This is a genomic window from Gordonibacter sp. 28C (genome assembly GCF_003339845.1).
Classification (GTDB): domain Bacteria; phylum Actinomycetota; class Coriobacteriia; order Coriobacteriales; family Eggerthellaceae; genus Gordonibacter.
Genome location: NZ_PPTR01000004.1, coordinates 163,709 through 179,761 on the forward strand (window position 1 = coordinate 163,709; position 16,053 = coordinate 179,761).

The window sequence follows — 16,053 nt, forward strand, 5'->3', positions numbered from 1 at the left end:
ATGTCGGCGGCCTTCACGCTGTCCCGGGACATCAGGGGAGGCACGACGGCGAAAAGGTCGCCGACCGTGGCCTCGTATCTCCTCAGCACCCCCAGCATCGATTTCGCATCGAACTTTCACTCTACGGTCATGCCCTCTCCGAACTGACGGGTCTTTTGCAAAAGGATACCCTCGGCGCGGCGGTGGAGGGGCGCCCCTTCCCGTTCGGGAAGGGGCGTTTCCGTGCGGGTTCGCGGCGGGTAGCATCGATGGGGACAACCGTTTCACTGGAGGTGCCGACATGGCCGATATCAACCCTAACGACAGCGCGACCCTTACCGATGGCCTCGAGATCGACAGCTACGATGACGTCGTGAACCTGTTCGGCGCCGACGAGGCCGCCGCGATGCTCGCGGATGTCGTCGGCAACCGTTTCAACCGGCAGGAAATCTTGAAGGCCATCCGGAGCGGAGGGGATATCCACCTCGACTACTGGCCCGAATACGGGGAGTACGGCTATGCCGCGCGCATCTGCGGCGAACTGCTCGCGGACACCTCGCTCGAGTGGGCCGATGGCCTCGTCGACCCGGATAAGATCAAGACGCACAAGGGGCTGACCGCCGGCGACCTGTCGCATGCCGTCACCTGCGTGCTCACGGACAGGTTCAACGACGGGCTCGATGAGGCGAGACTTGCGGATTGCAAGAATATCGCCGATGAGTTCGCCCAGGCAATCGAATCGCGGCTCGGCTCGGGGTGCCTCGGGCGTGAGCCCTACGTCGACAGCGAACGCCTCCGCGGCGACCTGACCGATAAGTTCGGGTTCTTCTACGACATCGATTTCAGCGGGCTCTCCTTCAAGACCTCGCTCATACTGTCCGTCAACGGCCTGTATTCCGAGGGCGACGTCATCGACGCGGCGAGCGACTGGCAGGAAGATTACCTGCCGTGCGTCTGCCATAGGGGCGGCCAGGGCGAGGACGACAGGTGGGAGTACGAGCCCGCCGAGGGCTACAGGCCCTTCACGCGTCCCGCGGACATCCCCGAGAGCATCTTCGACAAGCTGTGCGCCTCGCAGGGCACGACCATCGAGAAGGTCGTCAACGACCCCGTGACGCCTTTCGAGCGCAGCTTCCGCGAGGACATCTTCAACATGCCGCAGAATCGCCCTGTCGGGCTCGCGGTCCTCGCGACGCTGCCGCTCGACGCGTTCGTTGACGCCAGCCTCTCGATGATCTGCCGCGGCGACTGCGAAAACGCCGGCACCTTCACGGTCAAGCCTGGAAGGTATGAACCCATCCTGGGCATCTACGACCCCGTCGGCGGGTGCGGCGGCGCCATGGGCACCGTGCTCGACTGCGATTTCGAGATCGACCCGCACGACATCGCGTACACGATGATGGAACCCGTGCGCGGCGAGTGGAAGTCCGACCGCATCGACCTGTACACCCCCCAGGACTGCTTCGGCTTCTCCGACCCCTTCGGAGGGCGCATCGAGTATTCCGAGAAGAAGCCCGAAATCGCCGTCGCGGTGAAGCCCGATCCCGTCGAACTGGGTCACCGCGCCTCAGTCGCGGCCAGCTCGACCGCCGGCGGCCGTGCGCGCGGCGCCGGGATCAGGCAGTAGGGGTGCCGCCATGGACAATCGTGATGCCAAACGCAAGAGGCCCATCACGTGCCTGGAGTCCGGGGCGACCTACGACTCCGCCTACCGGGCGGCCAAGGAACTCGGTTTCGCCGACTCGCGCAACATCTTCCGCTCCATCCAGCGCGGCACCTGCACCCAAGGGCTGCACTTCTACTATGCCGACGAGCCGAAGCCGGCGCCGGAGTTCTTCATCCCGCCCAACAGGCCGCCGCGTCCCGTGGTATGCCTCGATACCGGCGAGATGTTCGAGTCGGCGTTCCAGGCGGGCCGCGCGTTCGGCATCACGCCCGGTGGCGTGCGAACATCGGCCAGCACGGGCGTCGAGCGCGGCGGGCTGCACTTCTATTTCGGCGACGAGCCGAAGCCCGCGCCCGAATTCTTCAGGGAGCGCCATTCGAAAACCCGCCCCATCGTCTGCCTGGAGACCGGCGAGTCCTTCATGGGCAACCCGGCCGCGGCCCGCCCCCTGCATGTATCGCCCGCCGCGATCAGCCAGGCCGTCCGCTACGGATCGCCCGTAAACGGGCTCCATTTCTACCATGGCGACGAGCCGAAGCCGGCGCCGGAGTTCTTCAAGCCGGCGAAGGGTAAAGGCGGCAAGAGCCCTGCGGCGATAGCTGCCGCGGCAAAGGCCGCCGCGGGGAATAGCGCTCCGGGTACCGATTACCGCGAGCACGGTATTCAGCGTGATCGGCGTGCGGTACAATAGGTGCGGTCGGTAAGGCGCCCTCGGTTTCCGAGGGCGCCTTCTTTCGTTTCGGGGTCGTGGCAATGTGATGCGCAGGGCCCGCCGGTTTCCGGCGGGCCCTGTCGTGTGGGGTTTGCTAATGATTGATCTCGGGGCCCTGCTGGGAGCCTTTCGCCGCCTTCCGGGCAAGGGCCATGGCTGCGGCCACCATGCCATTCAGGTTCAGATTAGTCCGGCTTGATGAAGATGCGGACGGCTTTCCAGGGAGGGAGACTTTGGAGAGGGTGTGGGACGGTATTCTTGTGGTAAGTGGTTTAAACTTAGACCACTCGGGTATAGTTGTTGAGAGGAGACGGGAGGGTTTCTGTGAAAAGCGTCGAGGCAATCAAGATTCTGCATGGGTGCGACCTGGAGGGCCGAATCCTTTTCCGCAGCCGCGAGCTGGGGGGGCTTTTCGGTGAGTCCGGCGATACGCTCCGCTCGACCATCAAGAGGCTCACCGCGGACGGCATCCTCGAGCGCATCGCCCATGACGCGTACCTCTACCTGCTTTTCCACCCCAACGGCTGCGACCTGCTCGGCCATATCGCGGCGTTTTTGCGCCCCGGCGAGGTCACCTATGAAAGCCTCGAGTCCGCGGCATCGCAGTGGGGCTTCATCTCGCAGATCCCGCTCGGACGCATCTCATGCGTGACGACGGGCGCGGAAGGTCTCGTCGATACCCGCTTCGGTGCCATCGAGTTCGTTCACACGAACGATGGTTTGAACGACGTCAAACGGGGAATACTCGACCGTATGCCGAGGAATCGGCTGCCGATCGCGACCGAGGAGCGCTGCCTGCACGACCTCGTCTCGAGGAAGCGCAGCCTGGAGCTTATCGATTGGGATGAAGTGGATGCTGATTGACCTTGAAGAACTTGCCGGGGAGATCGCCAGCAAGGTCGATGGCGCCGGGCTCACGCCCGTCATCGAAAAAGAAATCGTCCATTACGAGATCATCCGGTCCCTCGGGAGGAACGGCCTGCTTCAAGACATCACCTTTCAGGGCGGGACTTCACTGCGCCTCTGCTACGGATCGCAGCGATATAGCGAAGACCTCGATTTCGTTGCCGGCGATAAGTTCGATTCGCTCCCCTTGGACGATTTCTCAAGGACCCTGCGTTGCGATCTGCTGAGATCCTACGATACCGAAGTGAGCGTCAGGGAACCAAAGGTCGTCAACGATCTCGATGGTGTCGGGATGCGTAGATGGACGGTTTCCGTAAACACCAACATTGCGCGCCCTGATTTGCCGAAACAGCGAATCAAACTCGAGATCGCGTCCGTTCCGGCGCATACATCCACTGTCCGTCGCGTCGCGGTCAATTATCCCGAGCTCGCCGGAATGTATGACGACCTTACAATCCGGTGCCAGACACTCGAGGAAATCTTGGCCGATAAGCTGATCTCATTCTCAGCCACCGATACGCATATCAGGCACCGCGACCTCTGGGACATTCCCTGGATCGTCCGTGCGCAGGAAATCGACTTCCCTGCCGTAGCCGTACTCGTTGCGGCAAAGCACGATGATTACCGCTGTCCCGTGCCCCTTTCCAGCATGATTGCCGTCGGCATGCAACGAGCGCACGTCTGCTATGCCGACGGGTCATTCACCGGGCAGATGCAGCGTTTCCTATCCCCTGCCGTTCTCGACCGCACGCGCGATTTCGATAACCACTGCGATGCCCTCAACGCTATCGTCGAAAAGTGCTACGGTCGCGTCGCCGCCTCCCTCGGCATCTCGGATCAGGTCGAGCATGCCAGGCGCAGGCTCGCAACCGAGATATCTTCGGGATCGATTTCGTCCGCCGTGCTACCGAAAAGGACTTTGGGCCTTTCTTAAAGAGGTGACTGGGGGGATTACTTTCCTGGCTCGGTTTGGGATGCAAGTCTCGCCCGGCGATCTGTCAGGAGTTCGCCTTCGTATGTGAAGCTGGCTGGGATCAATATGGGTGTGGGCCCCGCCGATTTCCGGCGAGGGTTGTGATGCTGTCGCTATTTTGCCGCTTGTTCTTTACAGTAGGTCGCACGACACGAGTTGCTGCAAAATGAACGCTCGCCACCCTGGGTTCCCGAGAGCACGGTCCGCATACATCTCCTGCAAGTCAGTAGGTAACGGTCGGGGTGGTTTCTGGCGAGCAGCCACATTGCTTCTAGTATGTTACGCGGTTTTCGCTCGGAGGCGATCTCGGTCATCTTCACGCCGGAATATGCGATTTGCGGCTGAAAGAGCCTTCCATCAATTGCCTGTAGCAATCGGTTCGCTATCTGCATCTGATCCTTTACGGGCTTACTGTCGATGTCTGAGCTTACGGCTAGATAACACCATCTGTTCTCTTCCGGGCGGCCTTTGCGGTCGATACTCCCGCCTGACAAGGTGAGGAATCTAACGAATTCGTTTCCCTCGCCTTTCAGGTGATGGCCGATGGCGACCTGATTTGACGGCTTCCCGATATCGACAAGGTTGGCGTAAAGGGGCCAGGCACTTCGGATATCGAGGGGCGCGTCGGCAATTGAGAGGATATCTGTGCGATAGAACGGGTTGTATGCCACGGGGATCGCAAAGCAGGCGCCGGGGCCCATATCGAACCGGTCTTTCAGATCCGACGGCTCGACCTTGCGAAACCGGGCGGACTCCAGGATGGTCTTGGGGTCAGCTCCTGTCCTGTAAAGCCCTCCTATGCGCAGGACTATCGAAAGCAGGTTCCTTGCAAAAATCCAGTCGTGCAATGGCTCTACGACAGCTCGGAACCGTAAATCGAGGTAGGACAGGTCCTCGGCTTTCGAGAAGTCAAACCCGTCGATAAGGTCCCTCGCGGCTTTCTTTCCCGTCCTGCCGATTTCCCTATAGCCTACTCCGTCTGTTCCAGTGGGCTCGGCATATGGATCGAAGTAGCACTCAGATAGCAGACTGCCCAGATCGGATGGGACGAGGTTCATTTCACGCACGATGCCCTGCTGAAGTTCACCGGGTATGAAGATGCGACCTGCGAGATCGTCCTTTGCGGCGAACATGGGGCCGAGACCCTGTGCCGCCAAGACCAGCGACTTCGCATCCCTCGCCATCATGAGCTCATTGAAGGCATTGGAGTCTACCGGAGGATAATTCGCCCCTATATCGTCGATTGCCAGGATTCTGACGAGGACATGCTTACCCGACTTCCCGTCCTTCGCGATATAGATTCGATCGGTGCTCATATGGCCCCCTCTTTCAGTCAACGAAACTGGCATGCTTTTGCCTTATTTGTTCTCGGTCTGGCGGTATACGCGGAGCTCCCATTGCTTTCGCTCGACTTTCGCCACGGCGTCCAGGATGAAGCCCGTGGCGAGCGAGAGGGCGGCCATGAACATGAGTGCCGCGGCGAGGATGGCGGTCGGAAACCGCGGTACGAGGCCGGTGGCGAGGTATTCGGTCACTACCGGCATTCCAGCGAACAGGCCGCCGATGCAGAACGCCAGGGCAACCAGCGAGAAGAACTTCAACGGGCGGTAGTCTTTGAACAGGGTGCCGATCATCGCGATCACCTTCAGGCCGTCTTTCACTGTGTTCAGTTTTGAGACCGAGCCCTCGGGGCGGTCGCGGTATTCCACCGGGACGTCGGCAATGCGCCAGCGCCGGTCGACGGCGTGAATTGATAGCTCGGTCTCAATCTGGAAGCCGCAGGAAAGGACGGGAAACGTCTTGATAAAGGGTTTGGACATGGCGCGATAGCCCGTCATGACGTCGGAGTATTCGTAACCGTAAATCCATTTGATCATGTCGCGAACCAAATCGTTTCCGAAGCCATGGAACGCCCGCCTGTTTTGCTTGGCGTACGTCCCGTTTGACAGTCTGTCGCCGACCACCATGTCGGCATGCCCGACTAGGATCGGCTCGCATAGGCATCGCGCCGCCTCGGCAGGATAGGTATCGTCACCGTCCACCATGAGGTAACAGGCGGCATCGATATCGCGGAACATCTGGCGGCAGACGTTTCCCTTGCCGCGGCGCGGCTCGAATCGGACGGTTGCACCGTGTTTCGCTGCAATCTCGGCGGTCGCGTCGGTCGAATCGTTGTTATAAACGTAGACCGTTGCCTCGGGCAGCTCGCGGTGGAAGTCGTCAACCACCTTGCCGATAGTCTGAGCCTCGTTATAGCAGGGAATGATTACCGCAATCTCGTCTTGATCCACCCAGAGCACTTCCCTATTAGATATCGAGATAAACGCACGGAGCGTCCTCAAAGCCGCCCTCTCGGTTCGCGAGGCGAATCTGGCCGCACTCTTCGCCAATAACCTCGGCCCTGGCTATAGAGGGCGGCAGGCGAAATAAATCCTCGTGGTCGATAAAGGCCGCGCACGTCACCCACCCGCCTTCTCGGATGATCACGAGTTCGCCCACATTGGTCTTTTCGCGGCAATACTGGATAACGGTCATCGGTCTACTCCTTGTCCTTATTGGATAAATTCTTTTCGATCTGCTTCAGCAGATCGAGCTTTTGGGCCTCGATCTCGTTGCGCCTGCGCAGCTCATCGGCAACCCTCTCCAACTTGCGTTCGATGGAGTATAGGTCACTTGCATCTACAGACATTTCGAACTCCTTCCCCTTGGATGTCGTTTCGGGTCTTCAATCGCTATGAGGGGATACGCCTCCAATGTCCAGAGTTCTACCCGCGATGGAAAAATCTATTCGTTGAACGGGGTAAATATCGAAAAAGGCACCCGGTTTCCGGGTGCCTTGGCGTAGGTGTCGCGAGCATAAGAAGGCTCTATACCATTGGCTTGTTCTGACAATTATACGAACTCATGAACCCACCATCGGACGGTTGGTGGCATGCCTGTTTCTGGTCGGTTTAGGTGCTGCTCTAGGTACAAGCTCGTTCTTCGGTTTGCAATGCTTACGCGGTATTTAGCCGTGAAGAAGCCTTCGAAGCCGGGGCGGAACTCCCCCACCTCGATCACTTGCGTCACTCTAAAGGTGCGACCGTCGCGCCACGCGATGCTTAGTGGCTCCAAAAAGCCGTCGTCGCGCATGTGTGCGACGACGTCAACGTATCGCTTGTGAACGCGTCTCATTCTGCCGTTGCCGTCTTTTATCCAATCTTCCATATATCCGATTATCAAACAGGAACCCGTTATCGGGTAGCGAACAAACGATGGAGATTCACTGAGTGAGCAAGCAGATCAGTGTTCTAGCGAATGAAGCAGCTGAGAATACGTCGTGTCGGGTGGGCGGTCTTTCACCATGGCATGACTGCTGGTAACTATGATGGCGTTGAGCATTTCATTTGCCGGGTCGGCATTTTCCGCGCACGGGTTGCTGACCCAAACATAGCGGATGTAACGCCTGTATTTGGCGGTGTCGGAAACGTCTTTTACGAGACAAACGCAACTCCCTTTCAGAAGAATATCTTTTAACCAGGCGCTTGCCTCGCGGCCACCCTCGGTGTTCTAGGATTCGTCGGGGTTGACCGATTCAGGGGCGTCAATCCCAATCAACCTAATGCGCATGTTTTCACCGTTAGTAGCAGGTTTCACGTCGACGGTGTCAAGGTGAAACGCCTGCGGCGGCCGTTTTGCCGCCGCAGGTATCCTTGCGGTTACTTTCTAGAAGAGGTCGGCGAACATCGAATCGTCCTCCTCGTAACCATCGTCGTCATCACCGCCGTCACCATCATCGTCATCGTCGTCGGGATCATCGGTATATTCATCCGGGTCATCTTCGGAATCTGAGTCGATATCGGCCTCGGCGGGCTCGGGTTCGCTTTCGGTATCCGTTTCGTCTCCCGCGGTTTCTGCAGGGGACTCGGATGCGGCGGCGTCGGGGGTATCTTCAATTGAAACCCGATCGGAGGCGATGCCTTCGGCGGTGACTGCCGCCGTGTCGTCGGCTTCCCCGTCTCGGGACGGCTGCGGTTCGCTTTCGGTAGCGGCGTCGTCGCCGGTGGAATCGTCCGAGACGGTACCGCCGCCGCTCACCATGCCGCCCGCGGTCTTCATGGCTACGAGCGCGCCGCCAAAGGTCATGAGCTCCATGTGCGCGTACTGCTCAGGATCGACCACGACCGTGGGTTCGGGGCGGAGCTCCATGAGGTTTCGGTCGCCGCGCGTCCAGGCTCCGCGGGTCCAGGTGATGCCCGAGTCCAGGTCGCTCCAATCGATCAGGTCGTCGGCCATGAGCATGCCGTCGCCGAACGAGAGCACGGTCGGCACGATCGTCTCGTAGCTACCGGACTCATAGTAGATGCATAGGCCCTGCCCGTGGTCGCCCATGAAGTTGCCGCTGTCGTCGAACAGCACCTCGAACACAGCCGGGGCCAAACGCGACCCGTCCTCGGTCCTCATGAGGATCGGCTTGCCATCCGCATAGACGCCATCGATGGCGTCCAACTCATCTGGCTCGATGATCGTCACGGCGCGCTTGAGGAGCTGCATGTCATCGCTGGTGGTGATGAACACGCTGCGCTCAAGAAGCACGCCCTGGTTCAGGTAGTCGGAAATGTCGAGGAAGTCGTCCTCGAGCATGATGCCGCTGTGCAGGTCCATGCGCGTCGTCTCGATCACGCGGGTCCTGTCGTGCATCTTCACGATGATGTTCACCGTCTATCTCCTTCTCGTGTAGTTAGCCGGCGTATAGCCGTCGTCCTCGATGTCGTCTCGGGTCTGTGCGTATGTCCGCGCGTCCCTCGCGTTGTCCCCGTCCCTCTTCTCAAGCTCGAGGTTCTTGGCCTTCGGATGCGAGTTCAGGAGCGCGTTGACGTCCGCGATGGTCGGCTCGCCGCCGAGGCTGTCGATGTCGGCCTGCGCGATGACGCCGGACTCCACGAGGTCTTCGAGATATTTCATTTGCTTGTCGGTCGCGGGGCGTTGGAGGTAGGGCTTCCATCCGGGCTTCGCCCTCTTGTCCGTCTCGCCGGTTGCGGCGACCGTCACGGGAGCGTCCTGCGCCCATTCGCTTCCGGCCATGCCGTATGCCGAGCGCTCCGCGCGCAGATCCTCCTCGCGCTGCTCGCTGATGATTTTCGCCTTGGCGCGCTCGTGGTCGCGCTCGATCTGCTTGATCCTGTCCGGCGTGAGCGCGCCGGCCGCGATCGCCTCCGAATAGGCCTTGCGATAGCGGACGTACTCGCGCGTCAGCTTGGCGGTCTGCTCGGCGGTGATGACCTTGGCGGCGCGCCCGTTGCGCCCGGGGCCCTTCTGCCTCTCGCCGCGGCCCTTCACATCGGTGGGGCCGACAGGCATCTGTGATGATGCCAGGACATCGACCGCGGCGGAAAGGCGGCGCGAGCGGTTGCGGATGTCGCCTGCCGCCGAAACGAGGTTCGCGGCATCTGCCTTGACGCCGTCGCGGCGCGCGAGAAGGTCCGTATAGGTCGTATCGGTGAGCGCGATGCCGCGCTCGGCCATCCACTTGCGGATCTTTTCCATCTCGCGGAGCTCGTCGGCGTTGTCCTCGCGCCATGCCGCGAGCGCGCCGGGGCTTTCCGGGCGCACGGTCAGCTGCGCGGCGCAGGCCGTGTATACCTCGACCTGGCGGATGGCCTCGGCTGTCTGCTCGGCCTCAAGCTTGAGGGCGTCGGTCTTCGCGTCGAGCGCTTCGACCTCGGCGGCGAGGCGTCTGGCGTCGGCCGCCATGTCCGCGTAGCTGAGGTAGCCGCGCTCTCGGATGATGTTCACGGCATCGGCCGCGGCGGCGAGGCGCGCGGCGGAGCGCTCGATCCTCTTCGACCGCTCGAGGTTGTTGGACGCGACCGCCTCGAAAGTCATGGGCGGCAGGACGACGTCCGGGACAAGGCCCTCGGCGCACATCTTCACGTTCGGGCGCTGTCCCTCGAGACGCACGGCAAGACGGTCACGCAGTCCTTCGACCGTATAGGAGTCGTCCAGCTTGTAACCCTTCACGGGATGCCCTTTGCCCTCGGGCGGGTAGAACGTCAGCACGCCGCGGCGGTTGACGTTGATGCGGTATCCCTTCTCCGCCAGACGCCCCTCGAGCGCGGGCCATGTACGGCAACCCTGTAGGGCCGACTCGATATCGTCGTGCATCGCGTCGGTCCATAGCTTCTTCCCGCTGTACCGTGCGCGGCGCTGGGCGTCCGTCACATGCCGGCGAGCCGGGCGCGCCTCCTGCAAGACGACCTCGCGGCGACGGTCGGGGCGCGGCGTGCGCGCGTACCAGGCACCGTCCTCGTCTCTTGAGAACCTGAAGTTGTCGAACGCCGAATAGCCGTAATCGTGGCAGATGCGCTGGAGCTCCATCGCGTCGGCCTGCACGTCATCGTCGTCGAGGTGTATCTTCCTGCCGTCCACCGGGTTGACGGAGTTGACCACGATGTGCGCGTGCGGGATGCCATTGTCGATGTGGGTCTCGATCACCCACTGGTATCCAGTGTAGCGCTCACGCACCCAATCGTATGCCAGCGTATCGACCGCTCGGGCATCCAGGCCGTCCTCGGGGTCGGGCGAGATCACGAAATGGTAGTACTTGCGCCCCTTGTCCTTACCGAACATCTGGCGCGTCTCGTTCATCCGCTCGTCCCAGTCGCCGTCGTCTAACTCGATTGAGCTGGAACGGAATGTCACGGCGCGGCCGTTGCGCGCGAGGTAGTCCTTTATCTGCTTGCATCCGCCGAACTTGCGGGCGAGCGTCTTGAGCATCGCCATGCTAGCGCTCCACTTCCGACTGCCGCCTGAGCTGCATCATGAGGCCGCGCGTCTCCGCGAGCGCCTTGCAGTAGGGGTCCTTCAGGGTTGCGACGAAGTTCTCGATCTGCCCGATCAGCTCGCGTCGATGCTCCTTGCTCACGTCGGGCATGTCCTGTAGGAGGACCAGTGTGTTGGCCGCGGCGGTGAGCTGGTTCAGGTTCACGCCTTGCTTGTTGAGCTCGTAGAAGAACTTCTGAAAGAAATCGGGGTCGCCGATGTAGTACATGGGCGTATGGAGGATGCGGTCGACCATGAAGCGCGATTGCGTCATGCCGGCCTTCTTGGCAGCGGACCGGATGAAGGTATCTTCGTAGGGCGTCACATTGAAATGCTTCTGCACCGTGCGGTGCTCGGTGTCGAGCAGTCCTTCCAGCGCCTCCTTCACGTCTACGCGCTCGCCGCCTGGAAGCTTCGATAGCGTGAATTCCTGCTTGCCGTAGATCGCCGTCTCGCGGATGAAGTCCGTGACGGTCGCACCTGCAAGGCTCGCCTTGGCCTTGAGTGTGCCGATCTCTTCCTCGGTCAACCTGATGCTGACCATCCTTGTCTGCGAGGTGGCTTTTTTTGCCACGCTTCCTCCAATTTCTCGCGCACCTGTGCGCGACCCCGGTCCAAGGGCGGAGCCCTGGCAAGCGCCGGAGGCGGGCGGGTTTCCGTCGGCGGGCTGTGCCCGGTGGCGGAAACCTGACCGCCTCCGGCGGCATAGTTGTACATACATCCACGATGGAGGTACAACTATGCGTCTCTTGCGAAGTTTTCAGTATCCTACCCCTATTTGCCTGTGTTTAAACCGGTTTACACCGGTCATCCGATGCCGTTATACCGTCCGCGTTTCGGCTGTCCCTCGTCTCTTTCGCGACGAACGGGACGCTGCTCATCTGTTGCAAGTCCGATACGGCTCGGATACCGTCACGGCCGTATAAGTTGTTTTCAGCGATGAGAAGGAGGGTCATATGGATGCTGACGATTGCGCCCGTATCATCGAGGGGGTGGCCGCCGTGCTCGATCTGCTCGCGGCCGAGGGCGATGCCGTGGACGACCCGGCGCCGATCTACGAGCTGCTTGCGGAGAGATGTCGGCATGTCCGCGTGGCACTCGAAGTTATGACGGGGTGCGGTAGCCTGCGTGCCCGATCGCGGCAGGAGTCTTGCGCGCGGGCGCGTGTCCAACGTCTCGGTGCGCGCCGATCCGATACCTCCCGGCTCCGGCGGGCGCGCATCGAGGCGGGGCGGGGCCTGGCCGTCTGTGTCCGCCGCGAGCGTTTCCGCTCGCTTTCCATCGTTGTCCGGTCAGTGTTCCGGGCGTTGCGTCGCGACATGAAAAAGGCCGCCACCGTGTTCCGGTGGCGGCCTCTCGCCCGGCGACCCTCGCCAATGCGAGGTCTACGCCTTCTTGTCCGCGAGACGTTCGTAGTCGTCGCTCGAGAGCACCACGGCATACACGGCGCCGCCCTTCATCAGGTACGCCATGCCGTTGCGCTCGATGCGGCGCTCAATCTCGGCCTGCGGGTCGCTGACGCCGCCGAGGTCGACGCTGGACTCCATCAGGCGTCTGATGTCGTCCATCGTCAAGTTCTGCATCTGCTCGGTGAACGCTTGGCGCTTCTGGCGGGCGCGGCGCTTCTCGCGCTTCTCGGCCTCGGCCGTCTTCTTGGCAGCCTCGGCTGCGCTGTCCGCAGTCGAGGCCTTCGGCTTCTCGGTCGCGGTCGGCTCGATGTCGTACGGGACATCGCTATCGGTATCGAACATATTCTCCCTCCCCTCTGGTCACGTCGCCGGCATTACCATTCGATGCTACCCAAAAGCGCCCGGTCCCAAACGCCGGCCGCCGTATCCGCAGTCCTGCAATTGCGCGGGCCGTTTCCGCCGCCTGTTTCGCGCGTTGCTCAAAAAGGATCCCCGCCATCGGTTCCGATGGCGGGGATCTGTGCTACTTGAAACCGCGACGGTGCGAGCCGGCGGTCTTCATGTGGCATCCGGCATGCCCTATGACTATCAGCTCGTTTTCCCGATCGATGTAGAAGTGAAGGCGGAAGGTGTTCTTCTGGCTCCTCCCCTTGATGTGGGCGGAGATGTCGACGGTTCGGCCGCCGTAGCTCCTCTCGCGCATCTTCATCAGATCGGCGCGCGCCCTGGTGGCGCTGCTCTCGCTGAAGGTGAGCTCGTAGCCCGTACGGCGCTGGAACTCGTCTGCGACCTGCCCCTCGCAACCGTCGTCCTCGAACAGGAGGCCGTAGAGCGCCGTCGCGGTGCTGCGGACGATATCCCATTCCTCGGCGAGGTTGCCGTCGTAGGACTTCGCGGAGTCCATTGCCTCGGGCAGGACGACGATACGTTCGGGCCAGATGGATCGCGCGAGCTTCAGGAGGTCCGTCAGGTCGCGCGGGATCGACTGGAGGCATTCGGCCACCCTCGCGGCACCGTCGTCGTCCGACGGTGCCGCGCACTGCGCCGCCTTGCGTTCGAGCGCGCGCTTCTCGCCTTCGAGGCGCTGGACGGTCCTCGTGAGCTCGTCCACCTTTGCCGTGGCGTCGGAATAGCTCCGCTCCTGGTCCGTCGCGATCTCCTCCCAGGCCTCGGCATCGGCACGCAGGCGCGCGTTCTCCGCGCGCAGCCCGTCGATATCGGCGACCGGCTCGGCTGCCGCCTTCGCGCGCGAGCGCAGGCGCTCGATGCGCTCGCCCTGCCGCTCGCTCTCGACTCGGCTGCGCAGCCACAGCACGTCGCCGATTCCGGCGACGTCGCCCGGTCGGGCGTCGATGCCGCGGCCGAGGCCCTGCATGAGCACGTTGATGAAACCGTCGCGCCCGCCCGCGGCATAGCGCTCGATCCTGTGGCGCGTGAAGAGCGTGCAGGCCGATAGAGATTCCTCGCCCGACAGGTCGATGCCCGGACGGTATACCATGACCGCGCTGCGCCCGATCCTGTAGCGCCCGGCCGGTGTCCGGTCGGGCAGCAGGTCGCGGAACGCCTGCACCAACGCGCCGTCGCGCATGTCGATGACGTACACGGTGGCCATGCCCACGAGCTTCGATGCGAGCTCGGTCGCATCCCATACGGGGGTCTTGCCGTCGTCGTCGGTCGTCATGAGGACGATCGGCAGGCAGCGCGCGCGATCGGTCAGGCTCGACATGAAATCGCGCTTTAGCGTGTCCGCGTCAAGGTATATCTCCTCGACGCTCACACGCGACGCGCCGATCCTCACGTCTAGCTTTCCGTTCGCAAGGATATCGCGCACGACGCGCGGCACGGACGGCAGCGGGTTGCGCTGGTATCCGAAAAAGCCGTTGACGGCGTAGTGCGATACCTGCACGTTGAGGATGCACCCGCCGTCTCCGGCGGGTGCGAGGCCGATCCTCGTGTGCCAGCGGCGGCGCGAGAACTCGCCGTCGAGCTCATCGGCCTCGACCGCCCATGCCGCGCCTTGCGCGCCGGATAGGCCGAGAAAGCGGACGGCCTTGGCGGCGTCGGGCTCGTCGGCGGCCGTCCAGCCCGCGGGCACCGCGATGTCCGCGGCGCCCTCCGGTACGTCCAGGCCCTTGGCGTGCAGCCAGCCCATGACGATCTCCTTCACGGCCTCGGCCGCGTCCGCGCCGTCGGCCGCTGCGACCTCGAAGCGCGCGCGGTAGTGCGGTGTCTCTCCCGATATGGTCCTCAGTGCGGGAGCCAGGGCGGGAGACGCGGGGCGCTGGACTGGGACGGCGGCAGGTTCGGGCAGCTGTGCGGCCTGCACTCCCCGGCCCCTCAGCACCCTTCAAATGGCCTCCTTGAACGGGGCCTCCATAACGTCGTAGACGGTATCGGGCGACGTCACCTTCGCGACCTGCTCCAGGGCGCGCATCATGTCGTTCGCGTCGCCCTCGTTGCGGAATACCATCACCGGGGCCGTCCCCAGATCGCCCGTGCACATGAGCGTGTAGCACCTGGCCGGCTCCGTCTCCGGAGCCTTTGTCCCCGCGGCCGCCGTCTTCTGCCCGTCCGTTTTCGATACCTTCTGCATTTCCGTCTCTTCCTTCCCCATATCCTGTGACTGTCGCGCGGCATCGGCCTCCGATGCCGCCTTTCGCGCCTGGCGCTTCTTTATCTTTCGGTCGCGGCGTTCCATCGCACGGCGCTCCTCGCGGTTTAACGGGCGCCTCGCAGTCCCCATACCGTCGTCGATGCTGCCCTCGCAGGCTTCCCTGGCCCCATCCTCAGCGAGGTCGAGGCCTTCCGCCTCCACCCACGAATCGAACTTCGCGACCGCCTCGCCTTGCGTACAGCGGTACGTTCTGATCATGAACTTGGCGTTGGGCATACGGACATGCCCCTCATAGCAGCTGTCCTCCAGCTTCCACAGCCCGGCGCGGTAGCGGTCGCCCTTTATCAGCTTACGAGTCGACATGGATCGCCCCTTTCATCACCGGAGCGCCATGTCCTGCGGCGACCATGGGGGCGCCGCAGGACGGGCAACGCGTGCACACCGATACGGTCACGCGTGCGCCACATCGCCCGCAGGTGTAGGAATACAGGGCGCGGTCTCCGCGCTCCGTGCGCTCCGGGGACGCCATCAGCGAGACCGGGGCAATCAGGTCGGCCAGGCGCATCGCCGCGATTTGGTAGGAAGATCGATCCGACCACCCCTTGATATCCAGGGCAGCGAGGATGCGGGCGGTGAAGCTGTCGGCATCCAGCGTGTCGGTGGCGCGCGCCTGGCGGCGGAGGCCGGCGAGACAGCCTAGCTCGCCGCACGTCATCCCGTCGGCGTCCGGCATCGCCTCGCGGGCCGCCGCGAGCCTCACAACCGCGTGCAAGCAACCCAGATAGCCCAGACGTCCGGCGACGTCCACGGCATCGCACACCTCCTCGGCGAAACCCGCACAGTCCATGTGGTGGACGCGGGCCGCGACGGCCTGGAGTCGCAGGGCGGTGCGGACGCGCCCGGCATCGGCATCCATCTAGGCCTCCTTCTTGCCAAGATCCGCGATATAGGGCGCGACGCGGTAGCCCTGGGCGCTGTACTCGAATGCTGTCA

The 16,053-nt window shown here is 62.5% G+C and carries 15 protein-coding genes and 1 pseudogene; 4 read left to right on the forward strand and 12 right to left on the reverse strand.

The annotated features are described in order from the left end of the window. Positions 1-280: 280 nt before the first annotated feature. The 4 genes from C1878_RS06630 (at position 281) to C1878_RS06645 (ending at position 4,197) form a co-directional block, all read left to right on the forward strand. Positions 281-1,606, forward strand: a complete 1,326-nt coding sequence (locus tag C1878_RS06630; protein WP_114600859.1) for a hypothetical protein — start codon at positions 281-283, stop codon at positions 1,604-1,606. Positions 1,607-1,616: 10 nt separating this feature from the next. Then, complete coding sequence (locus C1878_RS06635; protein ID WP_114557701.1) at positions 1,617-2,336, forward strand: hypothetical protein; 720 nt, start codon at positions 1,617-1,619, stop codon at positions 2,334-2,336. A 345-nt stretch (positions 2,337-2,681) separates the two neighbouring features. Next, positions 2,682-3,221, forward strand: coding sequence for a type IV toxin-antitoxin system AbiEi family antitoxin (gene abiEi, locus C1878_RS06640; RefSeq protein ID WP_114600860.1), 540 nt, complete (start codon positions 2,682-2,684; stop codon positions 3,219-3,221). Further along, positions 3,202-4,197, forward strand: coding sequence for a nucleotidyl transferase AbiEii/AbiGii toxin family protein (locus tag C1878_RS06645; protein ID WP_241963639.1), 996 nt, complete (start codon positions 3,202-3,204; stop codon positions 4,195-4,197). The genes abiEi and C1878_RS06645 overlap by 20 nt, the downstream gene beginning before the upstream one ends. A gap of 152 nt (positions 4,198-4,349) precedes the next feature. On the opposite strand, the gene C1878_RS06650 is transcribed toward C1878_RS06645, so the two are convergent. The 12 genes and pseudogenes from C1878_RS06650 to C1878_RS06710 form a co-directional block, all read right to left on the reverse strand. Continuing rightward, positions 4,350-5,552, reverse strand: coding sequence for a hypothetical protein (locus tag C1878_RS06650; protein WP_114557699.1), 1,203 nt, complete (start codon positions 5,550-5,552; stop codon positions 4,350-4,352). 42 nt (positions 5,553-5,594) lie between these two features. Next, positions 5,595-6,527, reverse strand: coding sequence for a glycosyltransferase family 2 protein (locus C1878_RS06655; RefSeq protein WP_199519297.1), 933 nt, complete (start codon positions 6,525-6,527; stop codon positions 5,595-5,597). 16 nt (positions 6,528-6,543) lie between these two features. Further along, the gene (locus tag C1878_RS06660) at positions 6,544-6,771 is read right to left on the reverse strand and encodes a hypothetical protein (protein WP_114557698.1); all 228 of its coding nucleotides are present in this window, start codon (positions 6,769-6,771) and stop codon (positions 6,544-6,546) included. A gap of 4 nt (positions 6,772-6,775) precedes the next feature. After that, entirely contained in the window at positions 6,776-6,925 is a 150-nt protein-coding gene (locus tag C1878_RS16570; RefSeq protein ID WP_158539747.1) for a hypothetical protein, read from the reverse strand. Between the two features lie 593 nt (positions 6,926-7,518). Then, a pseudogene (locus C1878_RS17085) lies at positions 7,519-7,761 on the reverse strand (hypothetical protein); the annotation flags it as partial. Between the two features lie 180 nt (positions 7,762-7,941). Then, positions 7,942-8,934, reverse strand: a complete 993-nt coding sequence (locus tag C1878_RS06675; protein ID WP_114557695.1) for a hypothetical protein — start codon at positions 8,932-8,934, stop codon at positions 7,942-7,944. Positions 8,935-8,937: 3 nt separating this feature from the next. Beyond that, positions 8,938-10,998 carry a relaxase/mobilization nuclease domain-containing protein gene (locus C1878_RS06680; protein WP_114600861.1) on the reverse strand — a complete coding sequence of 687 codons (2,061 nt, stop codon included), beginning with the start codon at positions 10,996-10,998 and terminating at the stop codon, positions 8,938-8,940. Between the two features lies 1 nt (position 10,999). Then, positions 11,000-11,611, reverse strand: a complete 612-nt coding sequence (locus C1878_RS06685; protein WP_241963640.1) for a mobilization protein MobC — start codon at positions 11,609-11,611, stop codon at positions 11,000-11,002. Positions 11,612-12,422: 811 nt separating this feature from the next. Then, positions 12,423-12,788 (reverse strand): hypothetical protein, encoded by a 366-nt coding sequence (locus C1878_RS06695; RefSeq protein WP_015539417.1) that lies wholly within the window; start codon positions 12,786-12,788, stop codon positions 12,423-12,425. Between the two features lie 181 nt (positions 12,789-12,969). Continuing rightward, positions 12,970-14,772: a hypothetical protein gene (locus C1878_RS06700; RefSeq protein WP_114600863.1), complete on the reverse strand. Its 1,803-nt coding sequence runs from the start codon at positions 14,770-14,772 to the stop codon at positions 12,970-12,972. A 21-nt stretch (positions 14,773-14,793) separates the two neighbouring features. Then, the gene (locus C1878_RS06705; RefSeq protein WP_114600864.1) at positions 14,794-15,423 is read right to left on the reverse strand and encodes a hypothetical protein; all 630 of its coding nucleotides are present in this window, start codon (positions 15,421-15,423) and stop codon (positions 14,794-14,796) included. Continuing rightward, entirely contained in the window at positions 15,410-15,976 is a 567-nt protein-coding gene (locus C1878_RS06710; RefSeq protein ID WP_015760200.1) for a hypothetical protein, read from the reverse strand. The genes C1878_RS06705 and C1878_RS06710 overlap by 14 nt, the downstream gene beginning before the upstream one ends. Positions 15,977-16,053 lie beyond the last annotated feature (77 nt).

Excerpts from the sequence above, each read along its gene's own strand:
- C1878_RS06645 (WP_241963639.1), top strand. The coding sequence starts at position 3,202 with ATGAAGTGGATGCTGATTGACCTTGAAGAACTTGCCGGGGAGATCGCC.
- C1878_RS06695 (WP_015539417.1), bottom strand. The coding sequence starts at position 12,788 with ATGTTCGATACCGATAGCGATGTCCCGTACGACATCGAGCCGACCGCG.
- C1878_RS06705 (WP_114600864.1), bottom strand. The coding sequence starts at position 15,423 with ATGTCGACTCGTAAGCTGATAAAGGGCGACCGCTACCGCGCCGGGCTG.
- C1878_RS06660 (WP_114557698.1), bottom strand. The coding sequence starts at position 6,771 with ATGACCGTTATCCAGTATTGCCGCGAAAAGACCAATGTGGGCGAACTC.
- C1878_RS06680 (WP_114600861.1), bottom strand. The coding sequence starts at position 10,998 with ATGGCGATGCTCAAGACGCTCGCCCGCAAGTTCGGCGGATGCAAGCAG.
- C1878_RS06710 (WP_015760200.1), bottom strand. The coding sequence starts at position 15,976 with ATGGATGCCGATGCCGGGCGCGTCCGCACCGCCCTGCGACTCCAGGCC.
- C1878_RS06650 (WP_114557699.1), bottom strand. The coding sequence starts at position 5,552 with ATGAGCACCGATCGAATCTATATCGCGAAGGACGGGAAGTCGGGTAAG.
- C1878_RS06635 (WP_114557701.1), top strand. The coding sequence starts at position 1,617 with ATGGACAATCGTGATGCCAAACGCAAGAGGCCCATCACGTGCCTGGAG.
- C1878_RS06630 (WP_114600859.1), top strand. The coding sequence starts at position 281 with ATGGCCGATATCAACCCTAACGACAGCGCGACCCTTACCGATGGCCTC.
- C1878_RS16570 (WP_158539747.1), bottom strand. The coding sequence starts at position 6,925 with ATGTCTGTAGATGCAAGTGACCTATACTCCATCGAACGCAAGTTGGAG.